General features: G+C 59.2%; 13 protein-coding genes and 1 tRNA gene. 7 read left to right on the top strand and 7 right to left on the bottom strand.

The features are described from left to right. Window positions 1-41: 41 nt before the first annotated feature. Together AC5YUO_RS14615 and AC5YUO_RS14610 are read right to left on the bottom strand one after the other, a co-directional pair. The gene (locus AC5YUO_RS14615) at window positions 42-398 is read right to left on the bottom strand and encodes an SRPBCC family protein (RefSeq protein ID WP_496153795.1); all 357 of its coding nucleotides are present in this window, start codon (window positions 396-398) and stop codon (window positions 42-44) included. Beyond that, window positions 395-709: an ArsR/SmtB family transcription factor gene (locus tag AC5YUO_RS14610; RefSeq protein ID WP_003524773.1), complete on the bottom strand. Its 315-nt coding sequence runs from the start codon at window positions 707-709 to the stop codon at window positions 395-397. Before AC5YUO_RS14610 ends, AC5YUO_RS14615 begins: the two co-directional genes overlap by 4 nt. A gap of 156 nt (window positions 710-865) precedes the next feature. Between AC5YUO_RS14610 and AC5YUO_RS14605 the strand changes: the two genes are divergently transcribed. After that, window positions 866-2,422 carry a phospholipase D family protein gene (locus AC5YUO_RS14605; protein ID WP_496153794.1) on the top strand — a complete coding sequence of 519 codons (1,557 nt, stop codon included), beginning with the start codon at window positions 866-868 and terminating at the stop codon, window positions 2,420-2,422. Window positions 2,423-2,468: 46 nt separating this feature from the next. Here AC5YUO_RS14605 and AC5YUO_RS14600 read toward each other — a convergent pair whose 3' ends face one another. The 3 genes from AC5YUO_RS14600 to AC5YUO_RS14590 all read right to left on the bottom strand — a co-directional run bounded on the left by AC5YUO_RS14600 (window position 2,469) and on the right by AC5YUO_RS14590 (window position 8,963). After that, entirely contained in the window at window positions 2,469-3,302 is an 834-nt protein-coding gene (locus AC5YUO_RS14600) for a response regulator (RefSeq protein WP_400817555.1), read from the bottom strand. 162 nt (window positions 3,303-3,464) lie between these two features. Then, window positions 3,465-5,978, bottom strand: a complete 2,514-nt coding sequence (locus tag AC5YUO_RS14595; protein ID WP_496153793.1) for a GcvT family protein — start codon at window positions 5,976-5,978, stop codon at window positions 3,465-3,467. Between the two features lie 348 nt (window positions 5,979-6,326). Further along, a complete protein-coding gene (locus AC5YUO_RS14590) occupies window positions 6,327-8,963 on the bottom strand; it encodes a mechanosensitive ion channel family protein (protein ID WP_496153792.1) in 2,637 nt (878 codons plus the stop codon). Window positions 8,964-9,085: 122 nt separating this feature from the next. Here AC5YUO_RS14590 and AC5YUO_RS14585 point away from each other — a divergent pair, with 122 nt between their 5' ends. Both AC5YUO_RS14585 and AC5YUO_RS14580 read left to right on the top strand, forming a co-directional pair. Then, window positions 9,086-9,340, top strand: coding sequence for a GlsB/YeaQ/YmgE family stress response membrane protein (locus AC5YUO_RS14585; RefSeq protein WP_279655056.1), 255 nt, complete (start codon window positions 9,086-9,088; stop codon window positions 9,338-9,340). 155 nt (window positions 9,341-9,495) lie between these two features. After that, a tRNA-Lys gene (locus AC5YUO_RS14580) sits at window positions 9,496-9,571 on the top strand. 411 nt (window positions 9,572-9,982) lie between these two features. Here the strand turns inward: AC5YUO_RS14580 and AC5YUO_RS14575 are convergent. Further along, complete coding sequence (locus tag AC5YUO_RS14575; RefSeq protein ID WP_496153791.1) at window positions 9,983-15,595, bottom strand: hypothetical protein; 5,613 nt, start codon at window positions 15,593-15,595, stop codon at window positions 9,983-9,985. 516 nt (window positions 15,596-16,111) lie between these two features. Here AC5YUO_RS14575 and AC5YUO_RS14570 point away from each other — a divergent pair. Next, window positions 16,112-17,827 carry a type I secretion system permease/ATPase gene (locus tag AC5YUO_RS14570; protein ID WP_496153790.1) on the top strand — a complete coding sequence of 572 codons (1,716 nt, stop codon included), beginning with the start codon at window positions 16,112-16,114 and terminating at the stop codon, window positions 17,825-17,827. Further along, entirely contained in the window at window positions 17,824-19,134 is a 1,311-nt protein-coding gene (locus AC5YUO_RS14565) for an HlyD family type I secretion periplasmic adaptor subunit (protein ID WP_496153789.1), read from the top strand. Before AC5YUO_RS14570 ends, AC5YUO_RS14565 begins: the two co-directional genes overlap by 4 nt. Window positions 19,135-19,191: 57 nt before the next feature. Here AC5YUO_RS14565 and tolA read toward each other — a convergent pair whose 3' ends face one another. Next, complete coding sequence (gene tolA / locus AC5YUO_RS14560; protein WP_496153788.1) at window positions 19,192-19,629, bottom strand: cell envelope integrity protein TolA; 438 nt, start codon at window positions 19,627-19,629, stop codon at window positions 19,192-19,194. A 396-nt stretch (window positions 19,630-20,025) separates the two neighbouring features. On the opposite strand from tolA, the gene AC5YUO_RS14555 reads away from it, so the two are divergent. Next, window positions 20,026-20,277, top strand: coding sequence for a hypothetical protein (locus AC5YUO_RS14555; RefSeq protein WP_400817639.1), 252 nt, complete (start codon window positions 20,026-20,028; stop codon window positions 20,275-20,277). A gap of 201 nt (window positions 20,278-20,478) precedes the next feature. Continuing rightward, entirely contained in the window at window positions 20,479-20,709 is a 231-nt protein-coding gene (locus AC5YUO_RS14550; protein WP_400817641.1) for a hypothetical protein, read from the top strand. Window positions 20,710-20,877 lie beyond the last annotated feature (168 nt).

Below are 20,877 nucleotides of genomic sequence, written 5' to 3'. Positions count from 1 at the left end.
GCGAACTCCTGTCGTTAAGAAATGTCGGGGAACGGCTGGGATCAGGCGGCGAGCTTGATCGGCGAACCGTTGTGGTTTGCGGCGGCCTTCGTCATCCGGCCGGTATTTACGGGCAAATCATGAATGATGCGCAGGCTGGTACCGCCTTGGGTATTCGCCGCGATCCTGAAGGTGACGGTGCTTTCCAGAAATGGCGGCGTGTCCTCCCGCAACCTGTAGCGGACTTCTTCGCCGGGCTTGATATCGATTGCTTCCGGTTCCGCCAGCGCCTCCGCCGGCAACCATATGGCGCGAAACGCCGGAATGCTGATCGCCCGCCACACCTTCTGCGGCGGCTCATCCAGATCATATTCAAGCTCGATGCCGTTTTTCGGCGCTTCCGGTATCTGCCTGTTCATTGGTCCATATCCTTCAACAGGAGTTTGAGAGCCTCGATGCGCTGCGGCCAGTAAGCGCGATATTTGCCGAGCCAGGCCGCAATGCGCGTCAGCCCGTCCGGATCCACCTCGTAATTGACGAAACGGCCCTGCCGCTTCTCGACCACCAGCCCTGCCCCGCGCAGCACCGAAAGATGCTGCGACATGGCCGGTTGGCTGATCTCGATCCCCTCACGCAAGGCGGAAGCGTTCATGGCGCCATCCGCCAGCTTTTCGAAAATGGCACGGCGCGTCGGATCGGCCAGCGCCCGGAAAATATCGTTCTCTGTCATGACAACACATAAGCACACACTTATGTGATTCACAAGCCCCGGCGGAGACCGGAACTCCCTTTTTCGCTCCCGCGGCATCCACCGCGGTGAACGCTTTATCCGCTCGCGCGTTTTCATCCCGCCTGATACTCTTCGGGCCGGGAGCGATCAAAACAAGTGACTGCATTTACGGTCTTCATCGTCATTCTTCTTCTGGTTATGGGGCCGAGCCTGTTCGTCGTCATCGGCAAGCAGCGCGAAAAGGCCATTCCCAAGCGCCCGTCCACCGCCCTGCCCGTTGCCGAAGGCAAAACGGCGCTGGACCGGCACTGGCAATCGATCAGGAACGGCTGGAACGAGAAGAATGCGCTCTGCCTCTTACATTCCAACCTCGATGCCTTTGCGGTGCGCGTGGCGGCGGCGCGTGCCGCCGGGCGCAGCCTCGATCTGATGTATTACATGTGGAATGCCGACCTGACCGGACGGCTGATGATGCGCGAAGTCATCGCCGCCGCCGATCGCGGCGTGCGCGTGCGGTTGCTGCTCGACGATCTCGGCGTCTCCATGTCGGACCGCATCTTCCACGCCATCGACAGCCATCCCAATATCGAACTCCGGCTGTTCAACCCCACCCGGGCGCGGGAAAACATCCTGCATCGCAGCATCGAACTGGTGCTGCGCTTCCGAAGCGTCAACCGGCGCATGCACAACAAGGCATGGATTGCCGACGGGCGGGCCGTGATCGTAGGCGGGCGCAACATTGGCGACGCCTATTTCGATGCCGCCGAGCGGGCGAATTTCCACGATTTCGATATTCTCGGCTTCGGCAGGATCGTCGCCGACGCCACCGAAATCTTCGACGATTACTGGAACAGCGCCGTTTCCGTTCCCGTGCGCTCGCTGCTGGCACGCCGGCCAAACAAACTCGCCAGATTGCGGCGCGAGCTGGACGCGCTGCCAAAGAGTGAAGCCGCCAAACCCTATCTGGAGCGCGTCGAAAGCCAGTATGGCCGCGACCATTTCCTGATGTCGGACCGTCTGCACTGGGTCGAGGCGGCGGATATTCTCGCCGACCCGCCGGAAAAGGCGGCGGGCAAACGCCGCAAGGGTCACAACTTCCTGATGGAAAGCCTGCTGCCGCTGATGCAGGCGGCGAGCGACAGCCTGCACATCACCTCCCCCTATTTCATTCCCGGCAAACAGGGTGTGGGGATATTTCTACAGCTCGCCGAGAACGGCGTGTCGGTCGCCATCCTCACCAATTCGCTGGCCGCGACCGATGTGGCCGCCGTGCACGCCGGTTATGCCCGCTATCGCAAGCCGCTTCTCTCCGGCGGGGTACACCTGCACGAACTGCGCGCGCAGGCAGATCAGTCGAACTTCACCCTGCGCGGCTCGGGACAGGCGAGCCTGCACACCAAGGCCTTCACCCGCGATGGCAAGACCGGCTATATCGGCTCACTCAATTTCGATCCGCGTTCCGCCTCGCTCAACACGGAAATGGGCGTCGTGTTCAACTCGGCGCCGCTGGTTGCCCGCATGGACGAAATATTCGCCGATGAAATCCGCCGCACCATGAGCTTCGAGCTGGACATCGACAAAGGCAGGCACATTGTCTGGATGACGGAAGAACAGGGGCGAACGCAGACCTATCGGCGCGAACCAGACGCCGCCATCAGCCGCCGCATCGTCGCCGGCATCATGCGCTTCCTGCCACTGGAATCGCAGCTTTGACCGACCGTCCGCCGCTTCGCCCCGCAGTTCCGCCACGCAGTTCCGCTCAGGCCGCCGGCCTGACCCCCGCTTTGGCCAGCTGTATCTGCACCAGCGTATCGAGGTTCTGATTGACGCGGCAATAAAACTCCTCGTCGATGAAGGGGCGCAGCATGAAATCATTGCCGCCCGCCTTCAGGAACCGTGCGGAAAGCAGCCGGTTGGTGGAGGAAGACACGCCGATGATGCGCAGCTCATGCGACCCGCGCACGGTGCGGATGCGCCGCGTCAGTTCGAAACCGTCAATATCGGGCATGTTATAGTCGGTCACCACGAGGCCGATATCGGGATTGGCCTTCAGGATTTCCAGCGCCTTCGCCCCGTTGTCAGCCAGGCTGACGCGGAAATTATAGCGCTTGAGGCGGCTCGAAAGCAGCGCCCGCGCCGTCGGGCTGTCATCGACGATCAGCACGTGATGGCGATGATTGGTGAGAAAGCGGCAGACGGATTCCGTCAGCATGTCCACCGCGAAAATATTGTCCTTCAGAATATAATCCACCACATCCTTGGCGATCAGCGTTTCGCGCGTCGCCTCGTGAAATGTGCTGGTAAAAACGATGGTCGGGATCGAAAGATCGATCAGATATTCCAGCGCCTCGCCCTTTTCCGCCCCCGGCAGGTTGATGTTGGAAATGGCGAGCGTCACCGGCTCGGGCGAATGTTCGTAACAGGCCTGCAACTCTTCGAAAGAGCGGCATACCTCCACGGAAACGCCAAGCATTTCCTTGAGCCGCAGGCTCACCATCTGGGTGAACACGTTGCTGTCTTCCGCCAGTAAAATGCGGTTGTTGGTAAAAGGCACGCCAGAATATTGCATGCCCGTAATGCCCAGGAAATTCATTCTGCCCCGATCCCCCATCGTATGTCAGGGAAAGATAGCAGGCTCATTTTTCAGAATGATTAATAACACTTTTGCTGGAAAACCAGTTGAGCACATGCTTACCTAAACGGAAATACGGCCCACAAGGGGCCGTATTCCGACTGCGGGAGGGGATATTCCGTCTCAGGCGCGCAGAAGCGCATTGTCCGTATCGAACGGGCTTTCTTCCACCACTTCGGCATCGTAGGAGGTGCCGAGAATGCGGATCTTGAGCCTGGTGCCCACTGCCGCATATTCCGGCTTGAGCATGGCGAGCGCGACGGATTTGCCGAGACGCCAGCCGAAACCGCCGCTCGTCGCGCGACCGGCAAGCGCGCCGCTTTCGTCGAAGATCGCTTCCGAACCGCGCGCATCGACATCCGTATTGCCGGACACGGTCAGCGTCGAGAACACCCACTTCACCCCGGCCTCCTTATAGGCCACCAGCGCATCGCGGCCGATGAAGGATTTTTCCGGGCGCAGGAAGCGGTCGAGGCCGGATTCATAGGCGTTATATTCGACGGAAAGCTCGCGGCCCATGTTGCGGTAGGATTTCTCGAGCGACATCGACACCATGGCGCGGATGCCGAAAGGCTTGATACCGAATTCGGCGCCCGCCTCCAGCAGCCGGTCGAAGATGTAGTTCTGCATCTCGATCGGATGGTGCAGTTCCCAGCCAAGCTCGCCCACGAAGTTGACGCGCAGCGCATGCGCCGTCGCCACGCCGACGGAAATCTGCTTGCCGGTGAGCCAGGGGAAATCCTTGTTCTCAAGGCTGGTACGGGTCAGCTTCTTCAGGAGATCGCGCGACTTCGGACCGGCGAGCACCAGCACGCCGTATTTCTGGGTGATCGGCTGCAGAACGACGGAGCCGTCGGTTGGGGCAAGGCGGCGCAGCACGTCGTGGTCATGCGCTTCGAGACCACCGGCGGACACCATGTAGAAGCGGCCCGGAGCCCATTCATAGACCGTGAATTCCGCCTTCACGCCGCCATTTGGCGTCAGCAGATGGGTGAGCGCAATGCGGCCACGCTTCTTCGGCACCGCATTGGCGAGAATGCTGTCCAGCCATGCCCGCGCACCGGGGCCGGAAACCTCCATCTTGGCGAATGCCGACATGTCGAGCACGCCGACATTCTGGTGGACATTCTTCACCTCGTTGCCGACATGCTCAAAGTAGTTCGAACGGCGGAACGACCATTTCTCGACGATACGGCCGTCATCCAGCGGCGGCGCATGGTTGTGGCTGGTGATGACATCGGCGCCGACGCCCAGGTCTTCCTCACGCAGCGCATAACCTTCCGGCGCATACCAGTTGGCGCGCTCCCAGCCATAGACAGAGCCGAACACGCCGCCGAGCTTCTTCAGGCGGTCATAAACCGGCGTCGTCTTCAGCGGACGGGCGGCGGAGCGCTCCTCATCCGGATAATGCATGGTGAAGACGTTGGCATAGGCCTCCTCGTTCTTGGCGATGAGGTAACCTTCCGTTGCGTAAGGGCCGAAGCGGCGCGGATCGACGCCCATCAGGTCGAGCGTCGGCTCGCCATCGACGATCCATTCGGCCAGCTGCCAGCCGGCGCCGCCGGCGGCAGTGATGCCGAAGGAATGGCCTTCGTTCAGCCAGAAGTTCTTCAGGCCCGGTGCGGGCCCGACAATCGGGTTACCGTCAGGCGTATAGGCGATCGCGCCGTTATAGACCTTCTTGATGCCCACTTCGCCGAAGGCCGGAACGCGCACCATGGCGGTTTCGATATGCGGCATCAGGCGGTCGAGCTCCTCCTGGAACAGCTCATATTCACTGTCGTCCGAGGGACCGTCGACATAACAGACCGGCGCGCCGACCTCGTAAGGACCGAGGATCAGGCCGCCCGCTTCCTCGCGCATATACCAGGCCGAGTCGGATTCGCGCAGGACGCCCATTTCCGGCAGGCCCTGGCGGCGGCGCTCCTGAATGGCCGGGTGCGGCTCGGTGACGATATACTGATGCTCGACCGGAATGACCGGAATGTTGATGCCGACCATCTCGCCGGTCTTGCGGGCAAAGGAGCCCGTGCAGGAGATGATATGTTCGGCGATGATCTCGCCCTTGTCCGTCGTCACCTTCCAGTGACCGTCTTCCAGCTGCTCGATGGCGGTGACTGTCGTGTTGCGATATATGGTCGCGCCGCGGTCGCGCGCGCCCTTGGCCAGCGCCTGCGTCAGGTCGGCGGGCTGGATATAACCGTCATCCGGATGCTGGATGGCGCCGAGCAGACCGTCCGTTTCACACAGCGGCCAGATTTCCTTCACCTCATCCGGCGTCAGCATGTTGACGCGCACGCCGATGGTCTCGGCAATGCCGGCATAATACATATATTCGTCCCAGCGATCCTTGGTGCGGGCGAGACGAATGTTGGACACCTTGGAAAAGCCGACATTCATGCCGGTCTCTTCCTGCAGCTCCTCATAGAACTTCACGGAATATTTGTGGATCTGGCCGACCGAGTAGCTCATGTTGAACAGCGGCAGAAGGCCGGCCGCATGCCAGGTGGAGCCCGACGTCAGCTCCTTGCGCTCGATCAGCACGCTGTCGCTCCAGCCCTTCTTGGCAAGATGATATAGCGTCGAAACGCCGACGACGCCGCCACCGATCACCACCGCCCGTGCATGTGTCTTCATTTACAGAACCCCTGAAAAGCGCCGGCCTCGTTTTATTCCGCCAGCATTGGATGGGAGGAATATGAAGCGCTCGGCTGCCGTTCAGCCGCCTGATTGCGACATGGCCAAGGGGTGCTGCGACAGGGAAGAAATTGCGGAGCGCGCAGGAGGAACGTCGAACAGCTTTGCCGCTCTTTTCTTCTCCCCGCCGGGGAGAAGGTGGCCCGAAGGGTCGGATGAGGGGGTAACGTTGCCGGATTTCGGAGAGCTCGCCCCCTCAACCCGCTGCCGCGACCTTCTCCCCGGCGGGGAGAAGGCGACAAGCGGCGAGCCCCTGGCCGGAACTCAATGTCCACAAGCAACAGCGATCTACGCTTTCGCGCCGGGTTTCTCCCTCGGCTCTGTCGCCTTGTCGCTCTTCGGCGCCTTTTTCTCTGGCGATGCAGCCCCCGTATGAGCCACCACCGCCTTGTCGCCCTCTTCCGAAAGCAGCGCCGCCAGCATCTGCGGATTGGCGTCGCCTTCCACATGGATGTTGAGGTTGCGTTGCGGGAACGGGATGGCGATGCCCTCTTCGCGGAAGCGCTGGAGGATGGCGATACGGAGAGCGTTTTTCACGCCAAGCCCGTTCGAAAGATCGGCAAGGTGGAAACGCAGTTCGAAATCCAGCGAAAAATCGCCGAAGCGGAGGAATTCCACATGCGGCTCGGGATTGCGCAGCACCGGCGGCTGGGCGCGCACCAGTTCCAGCAGAATATCCATGACCTGCTGCGGATCGGAATCGTAGGAGACGGAAACCGGAATTTCCGCGCGCATGATGCGGTTGCGGTGCGTCCAGTTGCCAACGGAGGAATTGATGAACTCCGAATTGGGCACGATGATCGATTGGCCACGGAAGGTTTCGATCTCGGTGGCGCGCACGGAAAGCCGTTTCACGGTGCCTTCCGTCGTGCCGGTCACCACCCAGTCGCCCACCTTGAAGGGGCGCTCGACCAGCAGGATGAGGCCGGAGACGAAGTTGGAGACGATGTTCTGCAGACCAAAACCGATACCGACCGAAAGGGCCGAAGCCACCAGCGCCAGGCTGGAGAGGTTGAGACCGGCCGAAGACACGCCGAAGATGGCGGCCACCGCGATGCCGAGATAACCGATGCCGGTCTTGACCGAGTTGCGCACCCCGGCATCCACCTGGCCGCGTGCCATGACGTTATTGTCCAGCCACTTCTGGAACCAGCGGGTGATGATGTAACCGATGGCGAAGACGAGAACGCCGCCGAACAGCCCGATCAGCGATATCGAGGCATTGCCGACGGTGATGCCGGTCAACAGGCGATAGGCCCAGCTTTCAATATCGCCCGGCTGGAAACCCCAGGAAAACAGGATGAGCGGCACGCCGAAGGCAAGTGCCACGGCATAGATGCCGAGCCCCGCGGCAAGGCCGGCCTGATCGAGCGCGACCACGCCGAGACCGAAACGCCGCGCGAGATAACGGCCGGCAAGCGATTCCGCAAAGGCGCCCTGTCGCGAAATCGCCTTGCCGGAGAGAATGCCGATATACATCGTCGCCAGCACCGCGCCGGTGGCGACGATCTGCGTGGCAAGGAAGCGCGCAAGACCGACATAACCCGTCAGGCAGGCGCCGATGAGAACGAGGCCGCCCACCCGCAGCAGGATGACGAGCCAGCGCGGCAGGCGCTGGTTGCCGGTCTCGTAATCCTGCCCCTCGCCGATCACCGGCCGCAGGAAGGATACGGTCAGCAGAATAAGGCCGATGATGATCGAGGCGACGAAACTCTTGGCAACCGTGACGATCAGCGGCGAATAAAGCGTCTCGCTGATCGTGCCGAACAGGTAGTCGAGCCCGTTGACGAGCGCCATCAGCAGCACCGCCGAGGACAGCGTGTGCGCGCCCTTGTTGGACACCTTCAGAAGACGCCATTCCGGCTGCGTCGGCGCAAAGATCGCATAGCTCAGCCGCGAGACGAAATAAACGAAACCGGTGATTGCCATTGCCCCGAACAGGATCGGCGCGATGTCTGACCGCAGCACGTTGAAATTATCCAGGAAGAAGGCGGAGGTGACGAGAAACAGGAACAGCGACAGCGACTGCACCATGGTCGACCAGAAGGCCACCGAAAGCCTTCTGAGATAGGAAGGCTCGCCCGTAAACGCCCGCCGGTCCATGCGGCTGCCGAAAAAGCGGTAACCGCCCACGAGAAACAGCAGGGCGGCCATGATCGACAGCGTCACCGCCCCGAACATCGGCAGGCGCTTGTAATTCCAGACGAAACCCGCCCAGCTGCTGAAGGCGTTGTTGAGGTTGGTCAACTCCGTCAGAAAGGCGGAGGAAGCATCGCCCAGCGTCTGCGCGGAAACCTCGGTGCGCTTGAACAGCGTGGCGGCAAAAAGCGCCCGGCGAACGGCGGTGATGTTGTTGGAGATCTGCGCGGCATTGGTGGCCGTGCTCTCCACCTCGCCGGCAATCGCATTCACCTCGGCCCGTTCCGCCGTCAGCCGGTTTCGCTCCTCCGTCACCATGCTGGCCTCCGGCGGCTGGTCGTCCGCAGGCGCTGCACCCAGCGCATCCAGCCGGGTCTTGATCTGGTCGAGACGGGTGCGCAGCTTGGTATTGGCAGCGGCGGCATCGGCGGCGATGGTGTCGGCGCGGCCCTTCAGGTCCACAAGCTGCACATCGTCGCTGCCGCCCGCTTCCACCTGCTTGGCGATCGCAGCGACATCGGCCTTCCATTTCTCCAGCTCCGCCCTCGCCTGTTCGACGGTCGAAGCCTGGATCACCACAGGCGCAGGCGATGTTGTTTCCCCTTGCGCCTCGGCCGGCAGTGCCGACAAAAGACCGCCGGCCAGACAAAGCACCACGGCCACTACCGCCGCCATGGCGCTCTTTTGCCGCCGATCCGGCGCCAAGCCGCCGAACACCCGTCTGCCGTCCATCAATCCGCCGAACATCAACCGCACATCCATGCCTTTCGTCTCTTTGCGCCGCATTTGGCTATTTAGCGCCTGCCGCGCGGAAAACCACCCGCATAAAGCGAGGTTTTCAGGAGTTTGCCTTGCTTTTCACCACGAGAATCATCACCTTTGATGATGCAGCAACATGGGAGGAAATCATGGAATCTGCTGGCATTGGCTGGATCGCAGCCATCATCATCGGTGGTGTCGCCGGGTGGCTCGCCGAACAATTCATGAAAAGCAATATGGGTGTTTTCATGAACATCCTACTTGGAATCGTCGGCGCGATCGTCGCCAACGCCATCCTTTCGGTATTTGGAATCGTTTTGACGGGTTGGCTCGGATATCTCATCGCCGGCTTCATCGGCGCCTGTATCCTCATCCTTGTCGGCCGGGCTTTCAGGCGCGGATGAATAAAAGAAAAAATCCGTAAACCCCCGGATTTACAGCCTTTTCCAGCGCGGCTGAAATTTTTTCGTCACAAAAATCGAAGAAATTTCATTTCCGCGCTGGACAAGCCCAAACTTCCCCTTTATACGCCCCCTCACACCGCCACACGGTGCCGGTCGGGTGATTAGCTCAGTTGGTAGAGCAGCTGACTCTTAATCAGCGGGTCGTAGGTTCGAGCCCTACATCACCCACCAATCTTTCCAAGCACTTAGCATGGATTTCATCTGCTGGGCGGCTGGAATAATTCTCACAGATTTATCATATATTCTGAGAAGATAAAATCACCTCTCATGCAGTTCTTGGTGACAAGGTTCGCGTCTACCGCCGCGCCAACAGTTCGCTGTGGCAATGCTCCACCTATCTCGATGGCAAGGAGTGGCGCGTCAGCACCAAAACCGACAGTCTGGCTCTAGTCAAAGAATTCGCTGACGACTGGTATTCTGGACTGCTCTGTTCCCCAAAAACGGTCCAGTTTTTGGGGAACAGAGCAAAAGCATGAAGACCCATAGTTCAGACACCCCAAGAAAACGCAACTGTAATGTTAGGGCGGCGCATATTCGCGATAACGGCCGGGCGGAAACCGCCCGGCCTGTTTTTCAATTGTGTCAGGCGAAGATGAAATTTTCAGTGGTGAGCTGCCACTTACTCATTCCGTCGAGCGATACTCGATTGTTGTCGCCGAAGTCGATCGTGGTCTGGCCGTCGGCCTCGGAAATATTGGCCATGATCTGCTCGAATGACGTCGCCAGCGGTATACCATGGATCTCGATGATATCCTCGGCGGCATTGAAATCGTAGATGACGTCATTTCCCTCATTCGCGCTGAACACGAAAGTGTCCCTGCCCTCAAGGCCGGAGAGCGTATCGTCCCCTTGCTCACCGATAACGCGATCATCGGCGCAATTTCCGGAGATCACGTCATCGCCGGTGCCGCCCCAAAGGGTAGAACCATTGACCCCTGCGGTGAGGATATCGTTGCCGGCATGGCCGTAGATAAAGGCGTCCACGGCTTTGCCATGGATGATGTCTTTTTTGGCGGAACCTTCACGGACACCTTCATTCAATACGTCGCTCACCATGATGGTGATCTCCTTGGTAAAGGTCGCACCAGCTGTATCCGTGACAGTGATGCCGAGTTCGTGTGCGCTTTGCGTCTCGAAATCCAGCACCGCACCTGTTTTCACCCGGATCGCATTGCCGGCCAGTTCGAACCGGTCGGTCGCTCCGGCGACGAGCGAAAAACTCATCGTATCATCCGCGTCGGGATCGATGCCCGCGAGCGTTGCGACGATCGTGCCGGCTCGGCTATTCTCGGCAATGGTCCCGCCCTTCACCAGGATATCGGTCGGTGTATTATTCGGCGGGCTCAGCAATGCGTCGACGCCAAGGGTCCGGTCGGCGAACTGGAACAATTCGACGCCAGTGATCTTGTCGTCACCATCCGGAGCCCCCGACCGCCGATCGCTCAGCATATAAGTCTGCGTGATGCCATCGTAAGTAATGGTATAATCGCTCCGCTTGCCACGGAACACCACCGTGTCGGCGCCTGCGCCCCCATTGAAGACATTCGCCTCCGCATCGCCGATGAAGAAATCATTGGCGTTCGATCCCAGGATGACCTCGACGCTTCTGAACACGTCGCCTTCCGCGCCTCCGCCATGCACGCCCGTCGTCAGATTGACCGTAATACCAATATTACTCTCGGCGTAGCTGACGGTATCAACGCCGCAGCCGCCGATGAAGACATTGGCCCCGGCATTGCCGATGAAGGTGTCATCATGATCCGATCCGATGATCACCTCGATGCTCTCGAAACTATCGCCTGTCGCATCGCCCGCATGAGCGCCCGTCGCCAGGTTGATGCTCACGGCGGCAGAAGCGCTGGCATAGCTGACAATGTCGATGCCGTCGCCACCGATCAGACGGTCCGCGCCGCCGCCGCCGATCAGCAGATCATTACCGATGCCGCCGATCAGGACGTTGTCGAGATCGTTGCCTGTGCCGATGAAGGCGCCCCTGCCCGTATAGGTCAGGTTCTCCACACCGGAGGACAGCGTATAGGCTTCGAGAGTGGTCTCCACCCTGTCGATCCCCGCGCCGCCGACCTCGACGACCAGCACCCTTGAACGCTCGACCACGTAGATGTCGTCGCCAAAGCCGCCTTCGAGGATATGCCCCTCGGTCGCCGAGGACAGCCTGTCGCCGAAACTTGAGCCGACAATATGCTCGAACGAGACCAGACTGTCGCCAGCCGCTTCGCCGCCGAGATTGACATTGGTGGTCAGGTTGACGTTCACCGCAGCAGACGACGAGACGTAGCTGATGATGTCGACACCGTCTCCGCCGATGAAGGCATTCGCCCCGGCATTACCGACAAAGGTGTCGTCATGCTTCGAACCAAGCACAACCTCAATCTCCTCGAAGGTGTCGCCTTCGGCATCGCCCGTATGAACGCCCGTCGCCAAATTGATGTTCACGGCCACGGAGGCGCCCGCATAGCTGACGATGTCGAAGCCGTCGCCGCCGATGAAACGATCCGCCCCAGCACCGCCAATAAAATAGTCCGCCCCGCCAAGGCCGATCAGCGTATCGTTACCGATGCCGCCGATCAGAACGTTGCTGAGATCATTGCCAGTGCCGATGAAGGCGCTGCTGCCGGTATAGGTCAGGCGCTCGAGATGCGCTCCGAGCGTCACGCTGGAGAGCGTCGTCTCCACCGCATCGATGCCTTCGTCCCCGTTCTCGATGATCTGAATATTCGCATCACCCAGAACATAGACGTCGTTTCCGAGCCCGCCGGTCAGGACATGACCAGCCGTCGCCGACGACAGCCTGTCGCCAAAGCTTGAGCCAATCGCCCACTCGAACGAGACCAGACTGTCGCCATCCGCGTCACCGCCAAGATTGACGTTGGTGGTCAGGTTGACGTTCACCGCAGCCGAGGACGAGACATAGCTGATTGTATCGACGCCGTCGCCGCCATCGAAACGATTGGCGCCGCCATTGCCGATGAAGGTGTCGCCAAAGCGGGTACCCTCGATCACCTCGATGCTCTCAAAAATATCGCCCGTCGCGTCGCCCGTGTGAACGCCCGTCGCCAGGTTGACGCTCACGGCTGCAGAGGCGCTGGCATAGCTGGCGATGTCGATACCGTCGCCGCCGACCAGACGATCCGCCCCGCCGCCGCCGATCAGAATGTCATTACCGATGCCGCCGATAATGGTGTTGTCGAGATCATTGCCGGCGCCGATGAAGGCGCCGCTGCCGGTATAGGTTAGGTTTTCCAGATGCGCTCCGAGCGTCACGCCGGAGAGCGCCGTCTCCACCACATCGATACCTTCGCCTACGCTCTCGATGATCTGAATATCCACATCGCCCAGAAAATAGACGTCGGCGCCGAGCCCGCCCGCCAACACATGTCCAGCCGTCGCCGACGACAGCCTGTCACCGAAGTTCGAGCCGATCACATACTCGATTGCGATCAACCGGTCATTCTCAGCGTCACCGCCATTAACGCCCGCCGTCAGGTCGATGCTTACGGCTGCGGAAGCACCCGCATAGCTGACGCTATCGATGCCGTCGCCGCCGTGAAAGATGTTCGCATCGGCATTACCGATAAAGCTGTCGTCATGAACCGAACCAACAATTACCTCGATGTCCTCGAAAGTATCGCCCGCCGCATCGCCCCTGTGAACGCCGGTCGCCAGATTAATACTCACGGCAGCAGAGGCGGTGGCGTAGCTGACGATGTCAAAGCCGTCGCCGCCGACAAAGCGATCCGCCCCACCACCTCCGACGAAATAGTCCGCTCCGCCCAGGCCGATCAACGTATCATTGCCGATGCCGCCGATCAGGACGTTGTCGAGATCGTTGCCGACGCCGATGAAGGCGCCGCTGCCCGTATAGGTCAGGCGTTCCAGATGTGCGCCCAGCGTTACGCTGGAAAGCGCCGTCTCAACCGCATCGATCCCTTCATCCCCGGCCTCGATGATCTGAACATTCGCATCACCCAGAACATAAATGTCGTTACCGTTCCCGCCGGCCATTACATGTCCGGCCATTGATGAAGACAGTCTGTCGCCAAAGCCTGAGCCGATGACATGCTCTATTGAGATCAGACGGTCGTTCTCCGCGTAACCACCATTGGCGCCCGACGTCAGGTCGATGCTGACGGCTGCGGAAGCACCCGCATAGCTAACGCTATCTATGCCATCGCCGCCAATGAAAGCGTTCGCCCCGGCATGGTCGATGAAGGTGTCGCCAAAGCGTGTCCCCTCGATCACCTCGATGCTCTCGAAAGTATCGCCCGCCGCATCGCCCGCATGAACGCCCGTCGCGAGGTTGATGAGCACGGCTGCTGAGGCGCTGGCGTAGCTGACAATGTCGATACCCTCGCCGCCGACGAAGGTATTCGCACCGGTATTGGCGATGAAGGTGTCGCCAAAGCGCGTGCCCTCGAATACCTCAATGCTTTTGAAGATGTCGCCTGCCGCATCGCCGGTGTGGATATTGGTGATCAGGTTGATTGTGATCGCACTGTCGCTGTCTATATAGCTGACGATATCGATACCATCGCCACCATAGAAGGTGTTCGCCTCCGCCCTGCCGATGAATCTGTCGTTCCCGGCTGTGCCGGCAACACCACCATCAGCCGCATTGCGTACCATGATGGTGATTGTCTTTTTCATGGTCGCGCCAGCGGTATCAATGACCGCCACAACGAGTTCGTGCGAACGCGTAACCTCGTAGTCGATATCCGCACCCGCCTTTACCCGGATCTCCCGACCGACCAGTTCGAAACTGTCGGTCGCCCCGGAGACAAGAGCAAAGGTCGCCGTGTCGCCCGCATCCGGGTCTACGCCCGCAAGCGTCGCCACGACAGTGCCGGCGGGACTGTTCTCGGTAATGACGCCGCCCGTCACCACGATATCCGTTGGCGCCCGGTTCTCCATCTTCGGGTTCAGGGCCTCGCGAAGAACCACGTCGCCCGCGAATTGAAACCGCTCGACCCCCGTAACCTGATCGCGACCATCGGATTCGGAGCGCAGATCACTTACCGTATAGGTCTGCGTTTCGGTATTATAGCTAATGTCGTAGCTGACGCGCCTGCTGGTAAACACCGCAGTATCAATGCCGTCACCTCCGATCAGGCGGTCGTCCCCGGCTCTGCCATGAAGCGTGTCATCACCAGAGCCGCCCTCAAGGACGTCATCTCCGACCTCGCCGTAAAGGATGTCGTTGCCGGCTCCGCCACGAAGCGTATCGTCGCCGCCCTTGCCATACAGCTTGTCATCACCTGGCCCACCCGTTATGAAGTTGGCCATATCGTTGCCGGCGCCGGTGAACGCGCCGGTACCTGTATAGGTCAGCCGCTCCACGTTCTCCCACAGCCCCCCCAAGGTGTTACCCCCGATTCGCACCTCGTCATCACCGCCATTGGCCGCTTCAACCACCACCGGGCTCCCGCTGCCAACGACATAGACATCGTCGCCGTCGCCGCCTTGAAGAAAATGATATTGCCCCCTCGTGGACGACAGCGTATCGGAAAAGCCCGAACCTATCACCCGCTCGAAGCCGATCAACCTGTCGCCCTCCGCGTCGCCCCCAGAACCAGTCCCCTGCATGAGGTCGACGTTGACTGCCGAAGACGACGTCGAATAGTCGATCGTGTCTATATATTCCGCCGAAAAATCTTTGCCCGTACCTGCGTCGAACATATCGGCCCCAGCCGTCCCCACGAAGGTGTCCGCCTTCGAAGAACCCTGGATCACCTCGATGCTTTCGAAGGTGTCGCCCGCCGCTTCGCCCGTATGGACCCCAGTCTTCAGGTTGATCGTCACCGGATTCGGATAGGTCGCCGTGTCCACGCCGTCTCCGCCAATCAGACGGTCGGCCCCGGCACCACCGTTCAAGGTGTCATTGCCGTCGCCGCCCCGCAGGGCATCATCGCCGGCATCGCCGTTAAGCATGTCGTTGCCGGCTCTCCCGTCCAGATCATCGTTGCCATCACCGCCGAAAAGCCGGTCATTACCCTCGCCGCCGTCAAGAACATCGTCGCCGGGCCCTCCATGCAGCGTGTCGTCGCCGGCTGCGCCATCAAGCGTGTCATTACCCTCGCCTCCGACCAAAAGATCGTTACCGCCGAGTCCATAAATTTCATCATTGGCAGCCGTGCCGGCTATAGTATCTGACGTTGACTTTCCTATAATTATTGCCATTTTAATTTATCCTAGTTGATTTTATCGTAATATTTTCACTAAATTAAATAAAGAATTTCCATATTTTAATATATTATCGAGATTTTTATAATAAATATGGGTTGATTTCATTTTTTTATTTCTATCTATTATTTATGTAAAAGATTATACATCCACAAAAATGCAAAATAAAAATTATTAATATTGTGCTATCTTGTTCACACAATATGTTAATTGTCTCCGACGCAGCTCGAGGGACTGGACTTTTCGCCGATAATCTCGGTGGCGCAGCGGCGAGACGGCAGCGCGCAGTGGGAGAGAAAATGACTTTCCGATCCGCCGTCTTATTGGTGTCAGCATGTTCAGAACAACGTCGGGGCGTATTAACTCCTCAGGAACTGCCCCACGTAATCCCAGAGAGAACTGTGGTTTTTAAAAACGGTAATTAATCAAGGCGTTTGGGATGACTTCATATCCACTAGTATGCCCACGATCTTCTATCGAACACGCTACGCCCTCTCGTCCAGGATCTGCGCCGTGCCCAGACATTTGAACCATGAAGGGCGGCGACCTTTGGTTGCCGCTGCTTTGGGCGCAACCCGAGGTGCTTTTCTCTCGGTCGCTTTGCTCAGCGCTTTCACCAATATCCTGATGCTGACCGGTCCGCTGTATATGATGCAGATCTACGACCGGGTTCTCGCCAGCCGCAGCGTGCCGACGCTCGTTGCCCTGTCGGTACTTGCCGTCGTTCTTTATGTATTCCTCGGCATTCTCGAATTGATCCGGGCGAGGATCCTCTCCCGCATCGGCGAGCGGATCGAGGAACAGCTTGGCGGGCCGACTTTCGATGCGGTGCTGCTGCTGCCGCTCAAAATGTCGAAAAAGGAAGTGGCCGCACAGCCGGTGCGGGATCTCGAGCAGATGCGGCAATTTATGAGCGGTCCGGGCCCGGTTGCCATTTGCGACATGCCCTGGCTGCCGCTTTATATCGGCATCCTGTTTCTGTTCCACGCCTATCTGGGCTGGCTGGCGATCGCCGGGGCTGCCGTTCTGATCGTCATGACGCTCTGCAGCGAAGCGGTGCTGCGTGACCCGGCCCGAAGAGTCTCGATGTTGTCGTCGGCACGCGCCGAATTCGTCGAGGCCGGACGGCGCAATGCGGAGGCATTGCACGCCATGGGCATGAAGAGCGCCTATGCGCAAAAATGGTCGCAAACCAATGCCGCCTATATTCACGAGCAGCGGCGCGCGAGCGATGCCACCGGCAGCTTCTCGAGCTTTTCGAAGATCTTCCGGCTGGCGCTGCAATCCGCGGTACTGGCGTTGGGCGCATGGCTTGCCATCCAGCAGCTGGCATCCCCCGGTGCGATGATCGCCGCCTCCATTCTCACCTCGCGGGCGCTTGCACCCATCGAGCAGGCGATAGGCCAATGGCGCGGCTTTGTTAATTTCCGGCAGGCCAAAGATCGTGTCAGCCAGCTTCTGGACAAGATCGGCGCGGACAGGGAGAAAATGCCGCTGCCCACGCCTTCGAAGTCAATTGCCGTCTTGGGTGTGTCGATTGCCGCTCCGGGTTCTCAATTGCCGTCCGTTCGCGACGTGAACTTTTCGCTCGTGGCCGGACAGGGTCTTGGCATCATCGGGCCAAGTGGTTCCGGCAAATCAACACTTGTGCGCGCGCTTGTCGGCATCTGGCCGGCGGCAAGGGGAACGATTAGGCTGGATGGGGCGGAACTCGACCAATGGCATCCTGAAGCGCTTGGCCCGTCGATCGGTTATCTGCCACAGGGCGTCGAGCTGTTCGACGGCACGATTGCGGAAAACATCAGCCGTTTTTCCAGCTCAGTTGAACCGTCGGACATTATCGAAGCGGCAAAACTGGCGGATGTGCATGACCTCATCCTATCGATGCCCGAAGGATATGATACGAGGATCGGCACGAGTGGCGCGATACTTTCCGCAGGTCAGCGGCAACGGATCGGGCTCGCGCGGGCGCTGTTCGGGAAACCTTTCCTGATCGTTCTGGATGAGCCGAATGCCAGCCTCGACGCGGAAGGCGAACTGGCGCTGACGAATGCGATCACCATCGCGCGGCGGGGCGGTGCCATCGTGGTGATTGTCGCGCATCGCCCCAATGCGCTCTCGGCTGTCGACAATGTTCTCGTCCTTGCCCAAGGCACGATGGTGGCCTTCGGGCCACGCGACGAGGTGCTTCGCAAGACGACAATGCGTGCAGTATCGGAAAAAGCATGAAATCGACGAAAGAAACTGCGGCAGGCCGTTCAATTCGGCACTATACAATGACGGGGCTATTCACCCTCGCTCTCATGGTTTTTGGCGTCGGCGGCTGGGCCGCCACGGCCAATCTGTCCGGTGCGGTGATCGGTACTGGCACTGTTGTCGTTGATGGAAACGTCAAACGTATCCAGCACCGGGAAGGCGGCATCGTCGGCGAGATCGGCGTGCGCAACGGCGCGATCGTCAAGTCGGGCGATCTGCTCATCCGGCTCGACGATACGGTGACACGAGCCAGTCTTTCCATCGTCGCGAAACAAATGGGGCAATTGAACGCCAGAAGAATGCGGCTCGTGGCGGAACGCGACAATGCCGCAGCATTGGCGGTGCAGGTCGGTTTGCCCGGCGATCCCGATCAAAAAGATATGGCGGAATATATCGATGCGGAAACGGCGCTTTTTACCGCCCGGAGACGCACGATAGACGGCCAGAAGGCCCAGCTCGGACAGCGGATCGACCAGATACGGCAGGAAAACGAGGGACTTGTCGTCCGCAAGAATGCCAAAGCGGAGGAGCTGTCGTGGATCGGACAGGAGCTTATTCGTGTCAGAAGCCTCAACGAGCAGCAACTGATCCAGTTCAACCGTCTGGCGGAGCTGGAGCGGCTACGGGCGCAGCTCGATGGCGAGCGCGGACAGCTGATCGCCGAGATTGCCAGGGCGGCCACCCGTATCACCGAAACCGAACTGCAGATCCTTCAGCTCGATCAGGACCGGCTGGCGGAGGTTCTGACGGAACTTCGCGATGTCGACAACAAGCTCGCCGAGCTTTCGGAACAGAAGATCACCGCCGAAGATCAGTTGAAGCGGATCGATATCCGCTCTCCGCAGGACGGCATCGTACATGAACTCGCCGTCCACACCATTGGCGGCGTGATTACCGCCGGCGAAACCGTGATGCAGATTGTGCCGGTCAATGACCAGCTGGTCGTCGAGACACAAATCCAGCCGGCCGATATCGACCAGATACACGTCGGCCAGCAGGCGACCCTGCGTTTTTCCGCTTTCAACCAGCGCACGACGCCGGAAATCATGGGCCACGTAAAAACGGTCGCGGCCGATCTCGTGAGCAATCCGCAGACGGGCGAAAGCTGGTATACAGCGCGCATCGGGATCGAGCCGGATGAACTGGCGAAACTCGGCAATCTGAGCTTGTTGGCGGGTATGCCGGTGGAGGCCTACATCAAGACCGGCGAAAGAACCGCGCTGTCCTACCTCGTTAAGCCGCTCACGGATCAGATCAGCAAGGCGATGCGGGAGGAGTAAGCTGTCAGTGGCAAAAGTGACCGCGCCGCCGCGGTTGACGGATGCATTTCGAAATACCTACAATTTTATTTCCGGCACGCTTGCCTTTGCGCCCACAAAACGCAGTGCCAACGGTCGTCCGGCGATGCGGCTGCCGAATTCCTCGGTAAACGGAACGGGCGACGCCCGCTTTACGGCGTCGATGGCCGAATCGATGAAGGCCTTGCGTCGCGGGCTGTCCTCCTGCGGGCGTGCGGCCGTCACCACCACCTTTCCCCTTATCTGCCCATCCTTGTGCAGAATGAACTGTAGCGTCACCACCAGCCCCGCGGTATCGTCAGGCGGCACCCAGCAGGCAAAGATGGCATCGACCATTTCGTTGAGATTGGCGGCCGGCGTGGGATCCTTACACACACGCGACTGGCCTGACGCCTGCGTGAAAAAGCCTGCCGTCAGGATGGCAAGCGCCAGGAGAGCCGGCAGCCCGAAATGGCGGGAAAATGAATGACCGCACAAATTCAATATCCTTCATCGCGGGATAATCCGCCTGCTCGGACTACGACCCAGCTTTTCCAATTGAAAACTTCAGAAAACCCCCTGAAATCATATGATTTAAAAGTAATTATTTGCAATAATAAAGCTAAAATGAGACAAAGATAAATAAAATATCCAAAAATAAGCGTGAATATCTAAACATTAAAAAAATAAATCTCAAGAAATGCAAAGTTGCTATTGAAATTTATAATTTAATAACTCAATTACTTTCTCACGGCACGGGCGAATACACGCTTTGGCGAGCCGTTAAAAGCGGTCGTCGCTTCCCCGATGACGCAGCCATGAGAACCGCCGCACCGGTGATGATTTGCTTCAACCCGTTGCGCACCTTTCCCCAAAGCTGTCTCAATCGTCCTTATGATCGGCCGCATGAGATTGCTCACCAACATATTGCTTTTCATCCTCGGCGCGGTCGGGAGCGGGATATGTGCGTTTTTATTATCGGCAGCACTTGCCGATTCCGGGTTTCTCGGCTCCTGTTTTGAGGGAAATTGCGCTTATGCAGCGCTTTTCATGGTGTTGCCCGTTACATGGTTCGTGCTTTTTGCGCTTTATGTGATGGCTCTGCTGATCTGGCGTCGAAAGCCTTTCCGGAATGGAAGGCTCTGAAAACGAACAAGGTGACATCATCGCCGCCGCGCGCTCGTTGACAGCGATCAAGACTTGCCGTTAACGTCCGCCTGCTGGGGGATTCGCTGCCAGTGATATGCGGGCCTCATGAGCATACCCGATATCACCGGCCTCTGAATGTGCATGTTCGATTTGCGTCTCGCGTATGATGGGCATGACGGAAAACAGGGAGACCAAAGGATGCGGGCCTCAATCAATTCCCCGTCGCTTTCGATAGACACCATGGATTATCAGGCCGAGTGCCAGTTCGCGCTGGAGCCTTCCATTCACGGGCTGATCGAAAAAGCGGAACATGCCGGCTGGAACCGCCAGCAGGCCGCCCTTGCCATCGTAGCGCTCGCCAGCGAGCATCTCACCGATCTATTGTCCGCCGGCGGCCTTTCCGCGCCGGATCAACGTCCCCTCTCCTGATCCTTCCCGAAGCCGGGCGGATCAGCGCCTGCGCGCGTAAAACATCATCGTGAAAATCGACGCAGCAGACCCGGAGTGTCCCTGTCGACACTGCCGGAACGGCTCGTGCCGTGAGGTCTCGCCGTGTGGCGCGAAGCCGATCTCGTGCGTCAGCGATCCCCCGGCGCA

This window comes from Agrobacterium sp. LEGMi-208b (assembly GCF_059511785.1).
Note: the sequence above shows the minus strand (reverse complement) of the source record. Positions and strands in the feature narration are given on the sequence as shown.